Here is a 17,190-nt window from a genome sequence, read left to right as displayed (position 1 = left end):
TCTTGCCTCACATCGGCTGGATATTGGGGCGGGCCAGACGCTCGGCCGCCAAGGCGACCACCATCAGGAACACCAACGAGGTCAGGAAGTAGCCCAGGCTGGCGTCGGTCGAGTCGTAGGCCTCGAAGTAGGCCGAGCGCAACAGCTGCATGCCATGCGCGAACGGCGACCACAGGATCCACGGGCGCAGATGCTCGGGCAGCTGTTCCGACACGAAGAACACGCCCGAGAAAATCTGCAAGAAGCGCTCGATCACCGGCGCCAGCCGCAAGAAGAAATGCCAGAAGGTGGCAATTGATCCGAACAGCAAGCCCATGGCCGAGCCGCAGCATCCCATCAGCACGACAAACAGCACAAACCCGCCCCAGCTTATCGGCAGCGTGATGAACCCCAGCGCGTGGCCGGCACTGATCAATATCGCGAACACCACCAGGTATACCGACAGGTAGATAAGCGACTGCACCAGCGCGCACATCAGCGGCGTCACCCCCTGGAAATTCAAGATGCCGCGCGCCGAGATATAGGCCGCGCTGCTTCTGAAAATGATCTGCCGGAACATGATCCAGGTGGTCGCGCCCAGCAGCGAAAACGTCTGCACATCCATGCCCAGGATGTAGTGCGTGCCCATCAGGATGTACAGCGACGAAATCAGCGTCAGCAGCACCACCGGGCCCACCAGGGCCCACAGCAAAGCGATGCGGCTTTCGCCGTGGATCACGCGCAACTGAAACACGAACAGCGCCAGCAGGGTGCGTCCCACGGGTCGGTGTTCGGCCATGCGTGGGTGATGCCCGTCATGCAGCGTCCGCAGGTGTTGCCGCAGGATCGCCAGATCAGCGGCCTCGTCACGCGGCAGCTCGACTTCCAGCGCGATGTCGTTGCGCGACGCATGGCGGCGCGCGTCGCGTGCCTCGTCCTGCTTGCGCCGCTCCACGCGCCGCGCATGCGCATCGGCCAGGCGTTGGTCTTCCGCCACCAGCTTGGCCGGCATGTAGCCCGGCGCGAACACATCGACACCCGCGCGGATGTCCTGCTCAAGCAAACGCACGATGATGCGCAGCCGGCGCCGTGAAAAATCGGCGACGGTCTCATCGGCTTTGCTGCGCGCGATCTCGGCATCCAGCTCCGCCTGCACGGCCTCGTACACCGCCCGGCGGGCGGCCACGGAATCGTGTGGCTCGCCCTGCAGGCGCGCCAGCAAGGGCTTGAACAAGACGGCCGGCGGCGCCTTGGCTTCAAACAGCACGGCCGGGTCCAGCCGCCAGGCGGCGACCCCGGACCCTACCGCGTAACTACTGTCCTTGCGGCGCGAGCGCCAACCCTTGATCCGGTCCTCGTTGCTCATCGACACGCTATTGAGTCACGCCGGTAGAGCTGCCGCCCGAATCGCTGTCGATTGCGCGCGTGGCGCTGAAGCCGGCGCTCATGGTGACGCGGAATGCCGACAAGACCTTTTGGACCTGGGTAAACGGCGCATCCGAAATGTAGATGGCCTGGCCTTCGTGCACGGTGAATTCACGCGCCAGCGCCACCTGTTCCGGACGGGTCAGATCAAACTGGTAGACCACCGGCAGCATGTCCGGCTTGCCTTCCACACCCGCCTTCGCCGGCGTGAACAGGAACACCGAACGCGGGTCGGCCAGCTTGTCGTCCAGGCCGCGCGAATCAGCCAGCGCGTCCAGCACGCTGTAGTTGCGCTTGCTGATGGCCACGCGGCCTTGCGTGCCGGCCGCGCCCAGCACCGTCAGGTACTCCCGCGAATCGTAGGCGGTAATGACGTCGCCCGGCCGCAGCAGGATGTCGTTGTTCTGGTTGCGGTAGATGTCCGACAGCCGCACGGACGCCACCTGGTTGTCGCGGCGCAGGCTGATGACCAGTTGCTCGGGGTTGGTCTGCACGGGCGCGGCCTGCGCCAGCGCGCTGCTCAGCCGTTGCGAGGTCTGGGTGATGGGGTACATGCCGGGCTTGGTCAGGTTGCCCTGCACGGTGACCATCTGGCCGCGCTCGGCGGCGGCGCGCGTCACGCTGACGTCGGCGCCCACGACCAGCTTGGCCAGACGCTGCACGACGCGATCGTGCAACTGGGCCAGCGTCAGGCCGCCGGCCTGGAATTTGCCGATGATGGGGAAATAGACGTTACCCGACCGGTCGATCTGCTGGTTGCCCAGGTCGCTCACGCCAGAGGGGTCCGCGGCGAACACGCCCAGGCCGCCGCGCTCCCACACCTTCACGTTGATGCCGTCGCCCGGCACCAGGCGGTCGAACCCCGCCTCGGTCAGGTCGCGGTAACGGACCGGAAAGTCCGCGACGTCGGGCACCCTGCTTTCCTGCACAAGCTCGCGCGAGGCGGGCATCACGATGACGTCCTTGTCGTCGTGCGCCCCCGTCATCTCGCTCAACATGGGACCGGAACGCGGCAGTTGGCATCCCGTAAGTGACAGGGCGGCAAGCACCATCAGGGTGATTGCCGCGTTGCGCCGCAGGCTCGGAGCCGGGACGTTCATTTGCATAAAAACCTTAACCTTTAAGACCTCGGAAGAATGAGCGGCTGATCAGCGCAACCGCTGATCAGCCGCTCAAAGCTGCCCATCAGGCAAGCATCCGTTGCATCGGCACGAAGTCGACGCGTTCATCGTTCTCGGAGACGGGCATGACGGGCACGCACAGACTCAGGAACATGGACAACATCGCGTCCAGCGAAAACAGGTTCTGCGCCCGTTGCCGGCTTTGCGTTTTCAATTCCTGGTTGGTGCGCGCCAGGTCGACCATCGACTCCACCTTGTCGCAGGCCTCGTGCATGTCCGGGTGCTCGACATCCGAAAGCAGGTGCCCCGTCTCGTTCTCGACAAAGCACTCGCCCGCGCCGCCGGCCGGTGTGGAGATCACCGGCACGCCCAGAAGCTGCGCCTCGATCAGCACGTTGGGCAAGCCTTCGTAGCGCGACAGCAGCACGCTGGCGTCCATTTGCGAATACCAGTAGCCCACGTGGTTCGACAGGCCAACCAGCAACAACCGGTCTTGCACGCGCAGCTCTTCCGCCAGCGCGACGATGTTGTCGTGCAGACGGCCGTCGCCCACGATGACAAAGCGCGCCTGCGGTCGTCGCTTCAGATAAAGCGCGGCAAGCTTGATCCACAGTTGCGGGCGCTTGTCGGGCTCCAGGCGGAACACGCCGCCGATCGTTTCAGTCGCGTCGCTGGTGCCTTCCTTGAAGGCCTCCCACTTGGCTTCATCCGCGGGGGAGGCATTGACCGCCAGGTCCGGCACGCCGTTGTACAAGACGTGAAAACGCACGATAGGGATGCCGAGCCAGTCCGCATAGGCCTCGGCGGCCGTGCGGCTGTTGCTGACGAAATACACCCCGGGCACTTGCGCCAGCGCCTGGAACAGCTCGGGGTATTCCTCGCGGAACCGATCCTTGCGGATGTTCGGCGGCAGCCCGCGAAACACCAGGTGGATGGTCGGGGCGCCGGCCAGCAGCGCGGCCAATGCGCCGAACAGGCACGTGCCGTCCTGCCACAGGCTGACCACGTCGAAAGGGTTGGCGCGCAAGACCGGCGCCAGGCGCGTGACGCCATAGTGCACGGGCGGCGGCAACTGTTCCAGCAGGCGGCCCAGGCGGCCATCGGGCACGGACTGATGCGCCACCGACACGGCGGGCAAGCGATTGATTTCCGTGACCGGAATCTGCGCCTTGACCAGCACGGGCAGGAAGAAGTCCAGCCCCTGCTTCTTGGATGACCCGGACGGCTCGGTGTGCTGCTTGACCATCACCTCCACCTTCTCCGGCCGCATCACGGGCGCCGCGCCATTGCCGGGCAATACCTGATCCGGCAATTCGGCCATGCGCGTCAGTTCGCCAGCCAGCCGCGTCAATTGCCGTTCGGCGCCGCCTGGTCCCAGGCTGCCCGTTACCAGCGCCACCGATATCGGTTTTTCGGGCGGCTGCTCGGCAATCTGTCGATTGCGAAAATGCAGGATCGCATGCTTCATCGACACGATCCGGATGTCCTTGCCCGCCAGCGCCCCTTCGGGTTCCAGGCCGCGATAGAAGGCGTAGTCGCGAGCCAGGCCCTCGGCCAGTTCCGCCGCCTTGCTGCCCGGCGCCAAATGGCTGGCCACGGGCCGGATCGCCTCATAGGCTTCAAGCAGCAAGCCGCGCTTGCGCAGGCGCTTGGCGAATTCGACGCGGATATTGCGATCCGTGTGTTGCAGGATCAAGCGGCGAAACAGCGCGTCCGACTGCGCATGCGCACGGATGTCGCTCAGCAGCTTGGCCCGCGCGAACAAGCGCGTGGGGTTCTCCGACGACTCGGGCAGATGGCGGTCGACCAAGGCCATGGCCTCGTCGACATGCCGTTCTTTCACGAGGCGCGTCGCGCAGTAGCGAACGATCTGAAGATCGTCCGGCCATTCCTTCAACAGCTTGGCCCACTGCTCGGCCATGCCCTCGTTCAAGCCCGCCGACTCCTTCAGTCGAAGGAGCAGGAAGCGCACCTTGGAGTCTTCCAGGTGATCGCGCGCCAGCGCCTCGGCGCGCGGCAGGTTTTCCTGGGCGACCTGAACCCGCACCGACGCCGCAACGATCTCCTCCAACTGGGCGTGCACCCATTGAAGGTCGGACATTACGCCAGTCCGCTCGGCTGTCAGTGGCGGGTTCATGCGGCCTTCCTGCGGTTGGCCTTTTCAATCCACGCCAGGCAGCGGTCGATGTAATGGTCGTACTGCGCCGGGTTGTCGGACTGTTCCTTCAGGCGCCGCCAGTAAGGCAGGGCGTGCTCGAAGCGATGCAGGCGCATGGCGCCCACGGCGGCCAGGCGCAGGCCGATGGCATCCGTGGGAACGAGTTGCAGAATGCGTTCGCCCAGCGCCAGGCGCTCGGTGGTGCTGGCGGGATCCAGCGCACGCGCTTCGGCATACAGCACCGCGATGATGCGGCGCTTTTCGTGTTCGACCTCGGTCATGGCCGGCCACGACTGGGCCACGCGCTCCAGCAGGTTCCAGGCGCCGCGATGATCGCCGGCGGCCAGGATTTCGCGGGCGCCACGGATGGCGCGCGGGCCCAGCCTGCCAAGCTGGCGTTCTGCTTCGTCCTTGGCGCTTTGGTCGGCCGAGGCATGCGCCAGCACCATCTTGTAGGCGTCGATGGCTTCGCCGAACCAACCCCCGTTGAATGCCACGCGGGCAAAGTACAACTGCGTGCTGAGCGGGGCGGCTTCTTCCGCCGCGGCTTGCTCAAGATGGTGCATCGCCGTCTGCTTGTCGCCCAGGGCGTCGGCCGCGCGGCCACGCATGGCATCCAGCTCGGGAAAGTCCACCTGGCTGTCCAGCGCGATGTCGGTCAGGTCGATCACTTCCTTGTGGTTGCCCGCCAGCAGCGCGGCGCGCACGCCCAAGCGCATGGCGCGTTCGAACGCGCGCTGCGAGCGCAGGGCGGTCAAGGCATCGGGGTTGAGCAGGCGGTGCGCGCAGATGCGTTCGGCCGCATCACGCAGGCGCCCTTCTTCCAGGGCGCGCGTGCCCTCTTCGGCCCATGCGGACGATTGCGACAGCAACCAGGCGCGAATGTCTTCCCGCTCGCTCTGGGCCAGCCGGCAAGACACGGCCAACGCGGCGGCCGCCAGGATGCAGCCGCGCCACGAGGCCTCTTTGACCAGTTCCAGCGCCACCACGTCTTCCAGCGCGGGCGACTCGGACGCCAGGGCGCGCAGCCCCGCGCGGTCACCATTCAACAGCCTGTCGCGCCACAGCACCGCAAAGCCTCGGCCGTGCGACGGAATGGCCGCGCGCACTTCCTGAACCCAGCGAAGCACCGCTTCCATGTCGCCGCTGGCCTGCAGCAGCGACAGCACCGTATCGGCCGCTTCCAGCGCGCTGGCCTCGTCCGGCGAGGAAATGCGGAACAGTTGCTTCCAGTTGCCCAGCGCTTCGTCCACATAGCCCAGTTGCCCCGCCGATACCGCGGCGATGCGCACGATTTCCGGGGTTTCGATTTCGTCGCCCAGCAGGCCGGCGGCCAGCGAGTACGCCAGGTCGTGGCGGCCCAGATTGAAGTGATTGCGCATCAGCACCTGCTCGGCCTTGCTGCCCGAGGCCAACGCGCCGTCCGCGCTGCCCAGCAGCGCCAGCGAGCCTTCGTAATCGCCCAGCTCTTCTTGAATGCGGGCGAACAGCAGCGTGTGCTCGGGCAGGCCGGGATGGCGGCGCAGCACTTCGCGCACCCGGCGCGATGCTTCGCGCAGGTCGCCCGATTCCCAGATCTTTTCAATGCGCTCGGCGCTTTCCTCCGCGCCCAGCTTGGGCGCGGCGGGCTGCGTCGTGGCGGTGCTCATGCGCGGACGCATGTAGTTCTTGAACCACTCGGCGTACAGGCGCTCGGAGAACGTCTGCGTGTAATGCGTCAGGTCGAGCCCGCCGTCTTCCATGGCATCGGCCTGGCCGATCTTGTTCATCAGCGGCGTCGGGTCGTAGCAAGGCACGCCGATGCGCTGTGCACCGGCAGCCACCGCGGCAATCAATTGCGCGCGCTGTTCGATCGGCACGTTGTCCGGCGTCAAAGCGTTCACGTGCGTGACGAACACCACTTTGTCGTGGCCCAGCAGGTCGACAAGCTGGCGCATTTCGCCTTCGATCTCGTCGTCCGTCAGGTCGCGCTTGACGATGCGGGCCAGCAGCTCGCGGTCGTCCTGGGAAAGACTCTTGAAGACCGGGTCCTGGTCCAGCAGCGCACGGCGTTCGGCCAGGCGGTCGGCGTGGGCCATCGACCAGAACATCCGCGTGCGCGTGCGGTCGGCGAAGAACTCGCTGAAGTAGCGCCCCAGGTAGTTGGACTGGATGGGGTAGCCGTCAATGGTCAGCAATTTGCGCGAAGACAGCTCGACCATGTACAGGTCGGCCGGCTTGTGCGTGCCACGGCGAGCCTGCTCGCCATTGGACGGGCGGAAGATCAGGCGTTGCACGTCGGCCGGAATATCGGTCTGGCCGAACATGAAGCGCGCCTGCTGCAGCGCCTCGGTGCTGGTATGCACAAAGCCGTAGTTGCGCCCGAGTTGCAGCTTGATCGGGTAGCGGCCCACGGCGTCGCGCAGCGGGGTGTGGATGCGGCAGGTGCCGATCGGAGCGATGGTAAATGCGGTCATTCAGGGTCTCTCCTGTAGTGAGGGATAGCGAGCCTGAACTTAAAGAGTCCAGTACAAGAGGTCGGAGGCGAGCCGCTTGCTATCAAGCACGGACTTCAAGTCGCACACCATGCCTCCGCTCTTGACCAAGGTGGGCATGTCTTCCCAGATGGTCTCCATGGTTTCGCGGTGCGGAACTGCAAGAATCAGCACGTCCATGTCGCGGAAGTCTTCGCGCTTGACGAGCTGGATGCCGTATTCGTGCTCCATCTGGTCCGGATCAACCATCGGGTCGCACGCCACGGGGGTGATGCCGTAGTTGCCAAGCGCCTTGTACAGATCGACGATCTTGGAATTACGGATGTCGGGCACGTTTTCCTTGAAGGTCATGCCCAGGATGCCGACGCGGGTCGACGCATTCAGACGGCCGGCGCGGGCCAGGTTCTGCACGATGCGCGAGGCCACGTGGTTGGCCATGCCGTCGTTGATGCGGCGGCCCGACAGGATGACTTCGGGGTGGTAACCCAGCTCCTGCGCCTTGGAGGTCAGGTAGTACGGGTCGACCCCGATGCAATGGCCACCCACCAGGCCCGGCGTGAACTTGAGAAAGTTCCACTTGGTGCCGGCGGCGTTCAGGACTTCCGACGTGCGGATGCCAACCAGGTCGCAGATCTTCGACATCTCGTTCATCAACGCGATGTTGATGTCGCGCTGGGTGTTCTCCAGCACCTTGGCGGCTTCGGCCACCTTGATGGACGAGGCGCGGTGCACGCCCGCATCAATGATTTTTTCGTAGACGCCCGCAATGATTTCCAGCGACGCTTCGTCCTGGCCGGACACGATCTTGACGATCTTTTCCAGCGGGTGCTCGCGGTCGCCCGGGTTGATGCGTTCGGGGCTATAGCCCAGCTTGAAGTCGACGCCGCAGCGCAGGCCCGACACTTTTTCAAGCTCGGGTCCGCAGATTTCCTCGGTGGCGCCGGGGTGCACGGTGGATTCAAAGACAACGATGCAACCCGGACGCAGCACGGGGCCGATCGAGCGGCACGCCCGCACCAGCAGGGAAAAGTCAGGGTTGTTTTTTTCGTCCACGGGCGTCGGGACGGCGACCACGAAGAAGTCGCAACCTTCCAGCTCAGAGATCTGGTCGGTGAAGGTCATGGGGGACGCCAGCAATGCGTCACGTTCGATCTCGCCAGTCCAGTCATGTCCCTCTTTCAGTGTCGCGATTCGCCGCTTGTCCACATCAAAGCCGATGACATCAAAGCGCTTGGAAAATGCGACTGCCACGGGCAGGCCGACATAACCAAGGCCACACACTGCGATTCTCTTTACCACGGGGGCCTCACTGTTTTCGTCGTGTCTGGGACACTAGAAATCGACGCCCAAAAGACAAAAAATCGACGCGAAATCGATTTACTTTTGCCTCGCTTGGGCGGACTTATTGCTAGGGGGATTGTTACGTCTCGATACCCAAATCAGAGTGCTGGGTGACGAGCAGACGAATCGTAGAGGCGCTGAACAGCAATTTTCTTTCTAAAGATTTATTTTGCTGTGCAAATAAGTCTGGAACTCCGTAATAAACCCCGGAGATTCCCTCAAATAATTACATTCATTACACAAACTGCAACATAGCGATGTCGCGGAGTTGTTAGTGAATATTGGAATTCGTGTTTTTTATTATTTATTCACGAAACTGAAAGGCGTTATCTCAGCGCCATAATATCCACTCGCGCAACGGTTATTAATTAATAACTGAAAAAAATATTATCAGTTTCTAATTCAGGTAACGGCGTCGTGCTAGCCATGCGCCCCTCCTGGGCGCGAGCCTTCCGGTAGCGGCACCGCTTGACAACGTAACCGACCAACTAGTAGATTGGCTGCCACGCGTAGACTTCAGCCGACCTTGCGCCGTTGCGTTCCCCGGCGCTTCGTTTTTTTTCAGCAGACCAGAGTTGTTACCCATGAGCTTAGAGCTTTCCCCCCGCGCCCTTGAGATCGTCGAGCAGACCCGGCTACTGCTGGGCGCCGGCGGTTATCACGGGTTCAGCTATGCCGATGTGTCCGAACGGGTGCATATCGGCAAGCCCAGCATCCATCATCATTTCCCCACCAAGGCGGACCTGGTCCTTACCGTGGTGTCGCATCACCGCGCGCAGGCCCGCCAGGGCCTGGCGGCCCTGGACCAACATGTGCCGGACCCGCGTGCGCGCTTGACCGCCTATGCGGACTACTGGGCCACCTGCATCCGCGAGGGCACGATGCCGATGTGCATCTGCGCCATGCTGGCCGCTGAATTGCCGATGATTCCGCCGCCCATTGCGGACGAGGTGCGCGCCTATTTCGGCGAACTGACGGCGTGGATCGCGGCGGTGCTGGAAAGCGGTGTGGCGCAAGGGCAGTTCCAACTGCGCGACACCGCCGAGGCAGACGCGCAAGCCTTCATGTCGACCATGCACGGCGCGATGCTGACCGCGCGCGCGTTGGGTGACCCCAAGGTATTCGCCACGATTTCAACCGCGGCCATCAAGCAGTTGGCCGCTTCGACCTGATCACAGCAGGACGCGCACCCGCAGGTCACAAGTGGGTGCGCTTTTTTTAAATTACACACCAACCAACTAGTCGGTTGATTTTCTTTTGGAGACCTCCCCATGCCACATCCCATTTCCACCCTGGGGGCCGCACACACCTTCATCAGCCTGGTGCCTCTTGCCGCGGGCGCGTACAGCTTTGTGCGCTATCGCGGCATCGACAGCGCCACGCGCACCGGCAAGATCTATCTGGGCGGCTTGCTGATTGCGGTGCTGACGTCGTTCGGGCTGTCCAGTTCCGGCGGCTTCAATGTCGGGCACGCACTGGGCATCCTGGCGCTGCTGTCGGTGGCGGGCGCGTTGCTCGTACCGCGGCTGCCCCTGCTGTCGCGTGCGCATCCCTATCTGTCGCAGCTTGGGTTTTCATTCAGCTATTTCCTGATGTGCGTGCCGGGCATCGCGGAAACGCTGACACGGCTGCCCGTCTCGCATCCGCTTGCCGACGGCCCGCAGTCCCCCTTGGTGCGCGGTGCGCTGGCGACGTGGTTCGCGGTGTTTCTGGTGGGTTCGGTGGCGCAACTGATCTGGATCGGTATGCAACGACGCGCCGCGAAGGCAACGATCAGCGGCCGCAGAGCAGCGCCCGGTGTTCCCAGCCGTTCATGACGCCTGGCAAAGGCACACAACGTGATTCGTCACACCCAGATCAGGAGTTGCCATGAGTTCCAGCGCCATTGACCCGATTGGCCACACCCGCATCGACACGGTTCCGGACCCCTACCGTGCCCAGCTCGCGGCGCGTCCGCAGGCGCAGCAGTTCACGCGGGTTCAGGCAGCGATGCAAACGACAGCAGCGGCGTCGGCCCCAGCTGCCGGGCAAGTTGCCCGCATCAAATCCGATGACGCTGCCGCATCCACGGACTCGCTGCGCGACCAGTACACCGCCCACTGTTTGAAGCTGGCCATCCAGGCTTTTCACGACCAGCAAGCCCGGCTGGACGCGCATGCCATCGAGGTCAATCGGGCCTTGCGAGCCGAACAGACCGCCTTGCAGGTGCGCGCCGACGCGGCCAATGACCTGGGCACCATCCAAGGCCTGCTGCCGCAGTTGCCGTATCGCTTCGTGGTGGGCGTGCCGCCAATGCTGCCGCTGCCCTTGAGCGCGGCAGCGCAGCCCACGTCCGCCACGGTTACCCCGGTGACCCAGGCGGAGAAGCTGCGCAGCGGCACCGAAGGCGAGGTGTCTAACCCGCCGCCGCGTCCGCAACAGAAGGCTGGCGCTGCGCCCGATGCCGAATCGCGTTGGCCAGGTCAGCAATTGGCGCAAGAAGACCACGATCAAAGGTCTCGTGCGCCGCACCCGCGCGCAGCCTAGCGGGCCAATCGGCGTGCGTCAGCGCCCCCCGGCCCAGCGACACGAAGTCAGCCTCTTGCCGGGCAAGCATGCCTTCGGCCTGCGTGGCGTCATGCAAGGAACCGTTCGCCAGCACCGGCACGGAAACATGCTGGCGCGCCAGGGCCGCCAGGCTTGCACCATGCTCACCGAAGGCAGGACGCCAGGCCTCGAATTCCGTCGTGTGCAGGTAGTCGATAGGCTGCGCACCCAACGTGCGAAAGATATGCGCCGCATCGGCCTCGCCGCCTTCCCACTTGTGCGTGAAGTCGTTCACCTTGCCTTGCGAGGCACGCACCCCCACCACGAATGGCGCCGACGTGGCCTGCCGAACCGCCTGGATGACATCCACCGTCAGGCGCAGCCGCTTGTCCAGGCTGCCGCCGTAGCGGTCATCGCGCACGTTGGTATGGGCCGTCAGAAACTGGTCCAGCAGATAGCCGTTGGCGCCGTGGATCTCTACCCCGTCGAACCCGGCCTCTTGCGCCCGGCGCGCGGCTTGCGCAAACCCGTCGATCGCTTCGGCGATGTCATCGGCCGACATGGCTGCGGGCATGCGGTACGGCCCTTCGCCCCGATAGAAGGCCATCTGTTGCCCCCTGGGCTGCACCGCCGAAGGCCCCTTGGCCGTGTCGCGATAGGGGTTGCCCTGCGACAGCGCGCCCGCATGCATCAGCTGCGCCACGATGCGGCCGCCTTGGCCGTGCACGCGATCCACCACGGCGCGCCACGCATCGCGCTGCGCGTCGTCGGCCAGCCCCGGCTGAAAGAGATAGCCCTGTGCGTAGGCCTTGTCCGTATAAATGCCCTCGGTAATCACCAGGCCAAAGCCGCCTGCCGCGAAGGCCTCGTAGTAATCGGCCATCAACGTCGTGGCGTGGCCATCCGCCGTGGCGCTGACCCGGGTCATGGGCGCGACAACAAGCCGGTTTGGCAGGCTCAGCGCCGTGCCTACCCGCAGCGGCGCGAACAGCCCCGCGTGCGCGGTCGGCGTATTGCTTACGGGGCGATCGACAGGCGTGTTCATATCAGTCGCCCTCTTGGTGGCGCACGGCCGCAATGGCTTCGATCTCGATCATGGCGGCGGGGTCGTACAAGGCCTTGATCTCGGCGATGGTGTCGGCCGGATAGGGTGCCGAGAAGAAGCGGCGGCGCAGGGCCACCACGTCTTTGAAGTGCCCCATGTCGGTCACGAAGATGGTGACCTTGATGACGTCGTCCAGGCTGGAGCCGCCGGCTTCCAGCGCGCGGCGCAGGTTGGAGAACGCCTGCTCGCCTTGCGCCATGAAGCCGCCTTCCACAATCTTGCCGTCATCGGCGGCGCCCGCCTGGCCCGAGATGAACAGCAGATTGCCGAACTGGATGCCCTGCGACAGCAGGAAGGGCGCGTAGTTGTCGGGTTGGGTCGTGACACGTTTCAGCATGATGAATATTTCCTCATTTGTAGATGGTTGAAAGATCAGCCGTAGATGACCGATCCATGCCTCTACTGTAGAAATGCGCCGCACCCCTGACAAAGGTTCAATTGTCAGCTATAAGAAGAGATAAATTCATCTATCAGCCCACGCCGCCATGCACCGCCGCACCCTTCCGCTGTCTGCGCTGCGCGCCTTCGAAGCCGCCGCCCGCCTGGGCAGCTTCAAGGCCGCCGCCACCGAACTGGCGGTAACACCAACCGCCGTCAGCCACCAGATTCGCGCACTGGAAGCCCAGACCGGGCTGGCGCTGTTCGACCGCCAGGTGCGCAAGGTGGCGCTGACTGAAGCGGGCGCGCAGTTGTTTCCGGTGCTGCGCGACGGCTTCGATGCCTTCGAGGCCACGCTCGCCCGATTGACACAACAGCGCACGCGGATTCAAGTCAGCATCTCGGCCACCAATGCGTTCACCGTGAAGTGGCTGGTGCCACGCATGAGCGATTTCCGCGGCCAGCATCCTGGCATCGACTTGCAGTTGCAAGCCAGCGACGAGCTTGCCGACCTGCGATCCACGGTGGTCGACATCGCCATCCGCTACGGCCGTGGGCCCTATCCCGGCCTGGTCACGCAACCCTTGTTCACCGACCGCTTCGCCCCCGTGGCGAACCCGCGTCTGGGCGCCACATCGCCGGCGGATCTGGCGCGCGTGCCCTTGATCCGTTTCGACTGGAAGCAGGCCCATCCTGAAAACCCCACCTGGGAACGCTGGTTCGCCGTCGCGCAGTTGCCGCTGCCGCAACAGGCGAGCCAGCTGCGCTTTTCAGATGAGGGGCATGCGATACAAGCGGCTGTCGCTGGCCATGGCATTGCGTTGGTCAGCCTGGCGTTGATTGCCGACGAGTTGGCGGCCGGCCATTTGGTGCAGCCATTCGGGCCCGAGATTGATGGGCACACTTATCACCTGGCGATGTATGCCGACAGGCCGATTTCGGCGCCGGTTCAGACGGTGGCGGCGTGGTTGCGTGCGCAGGCCGCTGAAAACAGCTAAGCCCATGATTTCATTGCGTTTTGGATGGTTTTGAACAAAAAAACAAAAACCATCCAAAACGCTTTTAAATCAATGACTTATGTTTGAAGACGGCCAATGCGTCGCTGCTCAGGAAGTCGGGCGCGCCGGCCGGGACACACCACGGTTGCACGGATGCCCAGCTCGGCCACTTCTGCCGTCAGCGCTTCTGTCAGCCCTGCCAGCGGCGTTCAGTACGGGCTGGCCGTAGGCCGCACCACGATCTCGCTCACGTCGACGTCAGCAGGCTGCTCGACCGCGTAAGCAATGGCGCGGGCGATGGCATCCGGCGTGATGGCGATGCGGCGGAATTCCTGCATGGCCGCGCGCGCGGAGTCGTCGGAGATAGTGTCGGCAAGCTCGGATTCCACGACACCGGGGCACACCACCGTGACGCGGATCTTGTCCGTTTCCTGGCGCAGCCCGTCGGAGATGGCGCGCACCGCGAACTTGGTCGCGCAGTACACCGCCGCGGTGGGCGACACCGCCAAGCCGCCAATCGACGAAATGTTGATGATCTGGCCCTGGCCTTGCGCTTCCATCGTCGGCAGCACGGCGGCGATGCCATGCAGCACGCCTCGCACATTCACGTCGATCATGCGATTCCACTCGTCGACCTTCAGCGCGTTGAGCGGCGAGAGCGGCATCACCCCTGCGTTGTTGACCAGCACGTCAATGCGGCCAAACGCGTCAAGCGCGAAGCGCGCAAACGCCGCCGTGTCGTCGGCCGAGGTCACGTCCAGTTCGCGATAGCGAACAACGCCGCCGGCCGCTTCAATCGATTGAGCCAGTTCGGCCAACCTGTCGGTGCGGCGCGCGCCAATGACAAGCCGGTGGCCCTGTGCCGCGAGCAAGCGGGCGGCGCCCTCGCCAATACCGCTGCTGGCGCCCGTTATCAGAATGACTTTGGATTCGTTTGAATTGCGTGCCATGTTGCATACTCCTATCGTTGGTTCGAATCTGGCCGACGACGCCCACGGTGACCCCTGGAACCGCCGTTGCCTGATTACGGCCCTGAATGAAGGGTTATTGCTTGTGTGCCGTTAAGTGAATGATAGGGATCACCCGCTTCCAGGCGAATACACGGACCAATGCCGTTATTGCCTATTCCTATCGTTCATACTGACGCCCTGCTCTGAGTGCAGTTAGAATTTCGGCTATCGCGAACCATCAGGAGACCGCGGTGTCGACAGTCCGCTCCCCCGCCTCGATCAAGATGATCAGCCTTATTCAGAAGCTGGCGCCTAACGAGGGCTACACGCAGGCCACCTTGGAAAGCGTTCGGCTGATGCGCTCTGATCGGCCGCTGGGCCGCACGCCGGTGCTCTACGAACCGAGCATTGTGATTGTTTGCCAGGGCCGCAAGCTGGGCTTCCTGGGCAGTGAGGTCTATATCTACGACGCACAGCACTACCTGGTGCTGTCGGTACCGCTGCCATTCTCAACGGAAACGCAGGCCTCGCCAGAAGAGCCAATGCTGGCGGTATCCATCCGTTTGGATTTGCTTGCACTCAGCGACCTGATCACGCAGATCGGCGCCACGGGTCTGCCCGACGAGCCCCCCAACGGCATGGTGTCCACCAAGCTTGACGAGCATCTGGCCAGCGCGACAGTGCGGCTGCTGGAGGCGTTGACGGTGCCCAGGGACGCCAAGATTCTTGGCCCCAGCCTGGTGCGCGAGATCTGCTACCGCGTATTGACGGGCGAACAGGGCGGCGCGATGCGCGCGGCGCTTGCCCACCACGGGCGATTCGGCCGCGTCGCAAAAGCGCTGAAGCGCATCCACGCCGACTACGCCGCGCCGCTGAATGTGACGCACCTTGCCGAAGAAGCAGGCATGAGCGTGCCGGCGTTTCACGCAAACTTCCGCACGGTGACGCAGACCTCGCCCATCCAGTACATCAAGTCCACCCGCCTGCATCAGGCACGCCTGATGATGATCCGCGACGGCGTCACCGCCGCCGCCGCAGCCGGGCGCGTGGGCTATGAAAGCACCTCGCAATTCAGCCGGGAATTCAAGCGCCTGTTTGGAAGAACGCCCATTGAAGAGGCGTGCGACATGCGCGAGTCTTTTACGCTGTCGCCGCCCACTTTCAGTGACTGATCATCCACGGTCGGGCGCCGGCGAAGGTTTTGCCGCCGTCCGCTGTCTGGCGTGTTCGGCCGGTGGCTTTGGTGCCTGAGCAGCAAGCGCAACCCATGCCGTGGCCGCCGCGGGTGCTGCGGGGTTCATGGGCGGCGCGTTCGTTGACGGCGCGGGCGCGGTGCATTGCCGAAGACAGCGCCGAGACCGCTGGCGCGCCGCTCACAAAGCGCTCGCAGGCGCCGCCGCAATCAGGGCAAGGCGCGGGGTCACGCCATTGCGACAAGGGCCTTAGCACCGAGAACTCACCGCAGTCCTGGCAGCGATAGTCATAGAGCGGCATGGTGCCTCCTTAAAGGTCTTTGGCGATGGGCATGTCCATGCCACGCGTTATCTGGGGTACGTCGCCCAGCGCATTGGGCTGGATGTCGATGTCGAAGATCTCGGTCGGCAGCCACAAGGTCGCGCAGGCATTGGGAATGTCCACCACGCCGCTGATGTGGCCCTGCACCGGCGCCGTGCCCAATATCGAATACGCCTGCGCGCCCGAATAGCCAAACTTCTTCAGGTATTCAATGGCGTTCAGGCAGGCCTGGCGATAGGCGATGTGCACGTCCAGATAGTGCTGCTTGCCGCTTTCATCGACCGAAATGCCTTCGAAGATCAGATAGTCTTTGTAGTTGGGCGTGATGGGGCTGGGCTTGAAGATGGGATTGCGAATGCCGTACTTGGCCATGCCGCCCTTGATGAGCGACACCCGCATATGCACCCAGCCCGCCATTTCGATGGCGCCGCAGAAGGTGATCTCGCCGTCGCCCTGCGAGAAGTGCAGGTCACCGACCGACAGGCCGCCACCGTCGACGTAGACCGGAAAGAACACCCGGGAACCGCGCGACAGATCCTTGATGTCGCAGTTGCCGCCGTGCTCGCGCGGCGGTACGGTGCGTGCGCCGGTGGCGGCGGCACGATCCCGCTCGGCCCCTTTGAGCTTGCCCATATGCGCCGTCTTGGGCGCGGGCGGATTGGCCAGGGGCGGGACGCGTTCCGGGTCGCTGTCTATCAGCTTCTGTTCACGCTCATTCCAGGTGTCCAGCAGTGCCTGATCCGGCAGGCAGCCGATCAAGCCCGGATGGATAAGGCCGGCGAAGCGCACACCAGGGATATGGCGCGAGGTCGTGAACATGCCTTCAAAATCCCAGATCGATTTTTGCGCCGAGGGAAAGTGTTCGGTCAGAAAGCCGCCGCCATTGTTCTTGCTGAAAAAGCCATTGAAGCCCCACAGGCTTTCCTGCTTGGCGCCGATATCCAGCAGGTCCACCACCAGCAAATCACCGGGCTCGGCGCCTTCGACGCCGACCGGGCCGGACAGGAAGTGCACCGTGGACAGGTCCACATCGCGCACGTCAGAGGCATCGTCATCGTTCTTGATCGCGCCGCCCGTCCAGTCGTAGGTTTCAAGCACGAAGTCATCGCCCGGCTTGACCCACGTTGCCATGGGAATATCGGGATGCCAGCGATTGTGCACGCCTTCGTTTTCGTAGGGGGATTGGGCCAGGTCGACCTTGATCAGGGTTTCAGGCATGT

At 63.8% G+C, this 17,190-nt stretch carries 14 protein-coding genes; 4 read left to right on the top strand and 10 right to left on the bottom strand.

Annotated features, from left to right (window positions below):
* Positions 1-7: 7 nt before the first annotated feature.
* From P8T11_RS21225 to P8T11_RS21205, 5 genes are all read right to left on the bottom strand, one after another.
* A complete protein-coding gene (locus tag P8T11_RS21225; RefSeq protein ID WP_268080172.1) occupies positions 8-1,345 on the bottom strand; it encodes an ABC transporter permease in 1,338 nt (445 codons plus the stop codon).
* Between the two features lie 7 nt (positions 1,346-1,352).
* Entirely contained in the window at positions 1,353-2,510 is a 1,158-nt protein-coding gene (locus P8T11_RS21220) for a polysaccharide biosynthesis/export family protein (protein WP_268080174.1), read from the bottom strand.
* A gap of 79 nt (positions 2,511-2,589) precedes the next feature.
* Positions 2,590-4,662: a glycosyltransferase gene (locus tag P8T11_RS21215; RefSeq protein WP_268080175.1), complete on the bottom strand. Its 2,073-nt coding sequence runs from the start codon at positions 4,660-4,662 to the stop codon at positions 2,590-2,592.
* Positions 4,659-7,139 carry a hypothetical protein gene (locus tag P8T11_RS21210; RefSeq protein WP_268080176.1) on the bottom strand — a complete coding sequence of 827 codons (2,481 nt, stop codon included), beginning with the start codon at positions 7,137-7,139 and terminating at the stop codon, positions 4,659-4,661. Before P8T11_RS21210 ends, P8T11_RS21215 begins: the two co-directional genes overlap by 4 nt.
* 39 nt (positions 7,140-7,178) lie before the next feature.
* Positions 7,179-8,438 (bottom strand): nucleotide sugar dehydrogenase, encoded by a 1,260-nt coding sequence (locus P8T11_RS21205; RefSeq protein WP_268080177.1) that lies wholly within the window; start codon positions 8,436-8,438, stop codon positions 7,179-7,181.
* 644 nt (positions 8,439-9,082) lie between these two features.
* Between P8T11_RS21205 and P8T11_RS21200 the strand changes: the two genes are divergently transcribed.
* Together P8T11_RS21200 and P8T11_RS21195 are read left to right on the top strand one after the other, a co-directional pair.
* Complete coding sequence (locus tag P8T11_RS21200) at positions 9,083-9,670, top strand: TetR/AcrR family transcriptional regulator (protein WP_268080178.1); 588 nt, start codon at positions 9,083-9,085, stop codon at positions 9,668-9,670.
* A 99-nt stretch (positions 9,671-9,769) separates the two neighbouring features.
* Positions 9,770-10,315: a hypothetical protein gene (locus tag P8T11_RS21195; RefSeq protein ID WP_268080180.1), complete on the top strand. Its 546-nt coding sequence runs from the start codon at positions 9,770-9,772 to the stop codon at positions 10,313-10,315.
* A 578-nt stretch (positions 10,316-10,893) separates the two neighbouring features.
* Here the strand turns inward: P8T11_RS21195 and P8T11_RS21190 are convergent.
* Together P8T11_RS21190 and P8T11_RS21185 are read right to left on the bottom strand one after the other, a co-directional pair.
* Positions 10,894-12,069 carry an NADH:flavin oxidoreductase gene (locus tag P8T11_RS21190; RefSeq protein ID WP_268080181.1) on the bottom strand — a complete coding sequence of 392 codons (1,176 nt, stop codon included), beginning with the start codon at positions 12,067-12,069 and terminating at the stop codon, positions 10,894-10,896.
* Between the two features lies 1 nt (position 12,070).
* A complete protein-coding gene (locus tag P8T11_RS21185; protein WP_127183183.1) occupies positions 12,071-12,466 on the bottom strand; it encodes a RidA family protein in 396 nt (131 codons plus the stop codon).
* Between the two features lie 148 nt (positions 12,467-12,614).
* On the opposite strand from P8T11_RS21185, the gene P8T11_RS21180 reads away from it, so the two are divergent.
* Positions 12,615-13,505 carry a LysR substrate-binding domain-containing protein gene (locus tag P8T11_RS21180; RefSeq protein ID WP_268080182.1) on the top strand — a complete coding sequence of 297 codons (891 nt, stop codon included), beginning with the start codon at positions 12,615-12,617 and terminating at the stop codon, positions 13,503-13,505.
* A 209-nt stretch (positions 13,506-13,714) separates the two neighbouring features.
* Here the strand turns inward: P8T11_RS21180 and P8T11_RS21175 are convergent, their stop codons facing one another.
* Positions 13,715-14,455, bottom strand: a complete 741-nt coding sequence (locus tag P8T11_RS21175; protein ID WP_268080183.1) for an SDR family oxidoreductase — start codon at positions 14,453-14,455, stop codon at positions 13,715-13,717.
* 284 nt (positions 14,456-14,739) lie between these two features.
* Here P8T11_RS21175 and P8T11_RS21170 point away from each other — a divergent pair, with 284 nt between their 5' ends.
* Positions 14,740-15,627, top strand: a complete 888-nt coding sequence (locus P8T11_RS21170; RefSeq protein WP_418910324.1) for an AraC family transcriptional regulator — start codon at positions 14,740-14,742, stop codon at positions 15,625-15,627.
* On the opposite strand, the gene P8T11_RS21165 is transcribed toward P8T11_RS21170, so the two are convergent.
* Entirely contained in the window at positions 15,617-15,949 is a 333-nt protein-coding gene (locus P8T11_RS21165) for a zinc ribbon domain-containing protein (RefSeq protein WP_268080185.1), read from the bottom strand. The two genes, P8T11_RS21170 and P8T11_RS21165, sit on opposite strands and share 11 nt — an antisense overlap.
* Before the next feature lie 9 nt (positions 15,950-15,958).
* Entirely contained in the window at positions 15,959-17,188 is a 1,230-nt protein-coding gene (fmdA, locus tag P8T11_RS21160) for a formamidase (RefSeq protein ID WP_268080186.1), read from the bottom strand.
* Between the last annotated feature and the right edge of the window lie 2 nt (positions 17,189-17,190).

It is taken from the genome of Achromobacter spanius (assembly GCF_029637605.1).
GTDB lineage: Bacteria > Pseudomonadota > Gammaproteobacteria > Burkholderiales > Burkholderiaceae_B > Achromobacter > Achromobacter spanius_E.
Note: the sequence above shows the minus strand (reverse complement) of the source record. Positions and strands in the feature narration are given on the sequence as shown.

Excerpts from the sequence above, each read along its gene's own strand:
- P8T11_RS21225 (WP_268080172.1), bottom strand. The coding sequence starts at position 1,345 with ATGAGCAACGAGGACCGGATCAAGGGTTGGCGCTCGCGCCGCAAGGAC.
- P8T11_RS21220 (WP_268080174.1), bottom strand. The coding sequence starts at position 2,510 with ATGCAAATGAACGTCCCGGCTCCGAGCCTGCGGCGCAACGCGGCAATC.
- P8T11_RS21215 (WP_268080175.1), bottom strand. The coding sequence starts at position 4,662 with ATGAACCCGCCACTGACAGCCGAGCGGACTGGCGTAATGTCCGACCTT.
- P8T11_RS21210 (WP_268080176.1), bottom strand. The coding sequence starts at position 7,139 with ATGACCGCATTTACCATCGCTCCGATCGGCACCTGCCGCATCCACACC.
- P8T11_RS21200 (WP_268080178.1), top strand. The coding sequence starts at position 9,083 with ATGAGCTTAGAGCTTTCCCCCCGCGCCCTTGAGATCGTCGAGCAGACC.
- P8T11_RS21195 (WP_268080180.1), top strand. The coding sequence starts at position 9,770 with ATGCCACATCCCATTTCCACCCTGGGGGCCGCACACACCTTCATCAGC.
- P8T11_RS21190 (WP_268080181.1), bottom strand. The coding sequence starts at position 12,069 with ATGAACACGCCTGTCGATCGCCCCGTAAGCAATACGCCGACCGCGCAC.
- P8T11_RS21185 (WP_127183183.1), bottom strand. The coding sequence starts at position 12,466 with ATGCTGAAACGTGTCACGACCCAACCCGACAACTACGCGCCCTTCCTG.
- P8T11_RS21180 (WP_268080182.1), top strand. The coding sequence starts at position 12,615 with ATGCACCGCCGCACCCTTCCGCTGTCTGCGCTGCGCGCCTTCGAAGCC.
- P8T11_RS21175 (WP_268080183.1), bottom strand. The coding sequence starts at position 14,455 with ATGGCACGCAATTCAAACGAATCCAAAGTCATTCTGATAACGGGCGCC.
- P8T11_RS21170 (WP_418910324.1), top strand. The coding sequence starts at position 14,740 with ATGATCAGCCTTATTCAGAAGCTGGCGCCTAACGAGGGCTACACGCAG.
- P8T11_RS21165 (WP_268080185.1), bottom strand. The coding sequence starts at position 15,949 with ATGCCGCTCTATGACTATCGCTGCCAGGACTGCGGTGAGTTCTCGGTG.
- fmdA (WP_268080186.1), bottom strand. The coding sequence starts at position 17,188 with ATGCCTGAAACCCTGATCAAGGTCGACCTGGCCCAATCCCCCTACGAA.